Annotated in this window: 2 protein-coding genes; both read left to right on the top strand. The window is 34.3% G+C overall.

All coding sequences use genetic code 11. The features are described from left to right. Nucleotides 1–381 precede the first annotated feature (381 nt). Nucleotides 382–807, top strand: a complete 426-nt coding sequence (locus CI949_RS20475; RefSeq protein WP_076543673.1) for a pyridoxamine 5'-phosphate oxidase family protein — start codon at nucleotides 382–384, stop codon at nucleotides 805–807. 92 nt (nucleotides 808–899) lie between these two features. After that, nucleotides 900–1394, top strand: coding sequence for a transposase (locus tag CI949_RS20470; RefSeq protein ID WP_089723361.1), 495 nt, complete (start codon nucleotides 900–902; stop codon nucleotides 1392–1394). Nucleotides 1395–1903 lie beyond the last annotated feature (509 nt).

Here is a 1903-nt window from a genome sequence, read left to right as displayed (position 1 = left end):
TTTCAGCGGAAAAAAATAAAAAATTCTTCCGGTCATTTAAGACTATTTAGATCAAGATCACTATTATATCAACTTTTTGCTTTCAGTAAAGTTAATAGTACCGGAAGGTAAAATTGGCTTTTTCCTTTACTCTCGATTTTTAAGGGTTAAGTAGCTATACTATAAACAGACTTAATCAAACACAAATTATTACAAGATAAATTTAAAGGAAGGTGATGCCTACAATAAAAGTGAATATCGTAAATCTGCTTTTTAGCAGACGGCCATAGGAGGGATTCGAAAGGGTGCTGAGTCAGCGGGCCGTTATCGGGCTGACACAAAAAGACAATATTTATTAGGTATAGAAACATCAATTACCATCAAAATCTTAAGGAGGAAAATATGCATATTCCAGAAGAAATAAAAAACTTACTTGAAAATAAAAATTTATGCACAATGGCTACCACATGGGAAGATAAACCCTATTTATCACTAATGAATTTTACCTACTTGGAGTCAGAAAACAAAATCATTTTAAGCAGCAGAAAAAACAGCAGGAAATATTATAACATTCAAAAAAACAAAAACATATCACTACTTGTATTCTCCAGTTCAGATAAACTGAGTGCTACTTTATTAGGAACTGCTGAGACTATTGAATCAGGAAATGCAAAAGAAGAGCAATATAGAAAAACACATCTAAAAAAGAACAATATGCCTCAATTCATTTTAGGAGATAACATAGGTTTAATTGTTTTCAGCATTAAAGAAATTATTATTTCAAACAGCCAGGATCAGGTCAGATATATTAGTGACTTCTCAGAATAATTTTTAATAACCCTATATGTTAGACTAGTTGTCGTGAGGGACAAAATCTGTGTATAATAGAGTAACGACAATAAATCTTAAGGAGAATTACTATGCCCAAAACTGTTTATTCTAAAGAATTGAAAGAATCCATGTTTAAAAGACTGGCTCCACCTAATGCTGAAAAAGCACCTGATATAGCTAGAGAAACTAATATACCCGTTAATACACTTTACACCTGGAGAGCTAAGGTTATGAAAAATAATCCAACCAGCAATAAAAAGGCAAAGAATTGGTCTTCAAATGATAAATTCCAGGCTGTTTTAGAAACAGCAAGCCTCTCAGAACTTGAAACAGCTAAATACTGCCGTGAAAAAGGCATTCATGTAGAAGAACTAAAAAGCTGGATTAAGCAGTGTCAGAACGCTAATGAAAATAAATTTGAAGATCCTAAAGAACTAAAAGATAACCTTAAAAAAGAACAAAAGAAAGCTAAAGAATTAGAAAAAGAACTTCGTGAAAAGGAAAAAGCTCTTGCTGAAACTGCAGCATTACTGGTGCTCAGAAAAAAGGCCCGAGCGATCTGGGGGGACCCAGAGGACGATTAATAGAAATTTCAGATCGCAAAAAAGCAGTAGAACTAATTGATGAAGCACATGCAAACGGCTGTAGAAAATTTAAAGCATGTGAGGAACTTAATATATCACAGAGAACCTACCAACGATGGTCAAAAGGTGGTACTGTTAAAGAAGACCAGCGGCCTCTGGTAGAAAGACCAGAACCCAAAAATAAATTAACTGAGGCTGAAAGAAAAGAAATAATTGAAGTTTCAAACAGCAAAGAATTTGCAGACTTACCAGTTTCTCAAATTGTTCCTAAACTTGCCAGTCAGGGTAAATATATAGCTTCAGAATCCACCTTTTATCGAGTCTTAGATGAGGAAAAAATGAATACTCATCGAGCTAAAAGTAAAGAACCTGTCAAACGAGAAACTCCTACTCATATTGCTACTGCTCCCAATCAGGTCTGGACCTGGGATATCACCTGGCTGAATGCGATGATTAAAGGCAGCTTCTTTAAGCTCTATTTAATCGTTGATATGTTCAGCAGAATGATA

It is taken from the genome of Halanaerobium sp., assembly GCF_003070835.1.
This window is presented reverse-complemented; position numbering and strand designations above follow the sequence as displayed.

Bases quoted from the DNA above. Each gene is read 5' to 3' on its own strand.
- CI949_RS20470 (WP_089723361.1), top strand. From the start codon at position 900: ATGCCCAAAACTGTTTATTCTAAAGAATTGAAAGAATCCATGTTTAAA.
- CI949_RS20475 (WP_076543673.1), top strand. From the start codon at position 382: ATGCATATTCCAGAAGAAATAAAAAACTTACTTGAAAATAAAAATTTA.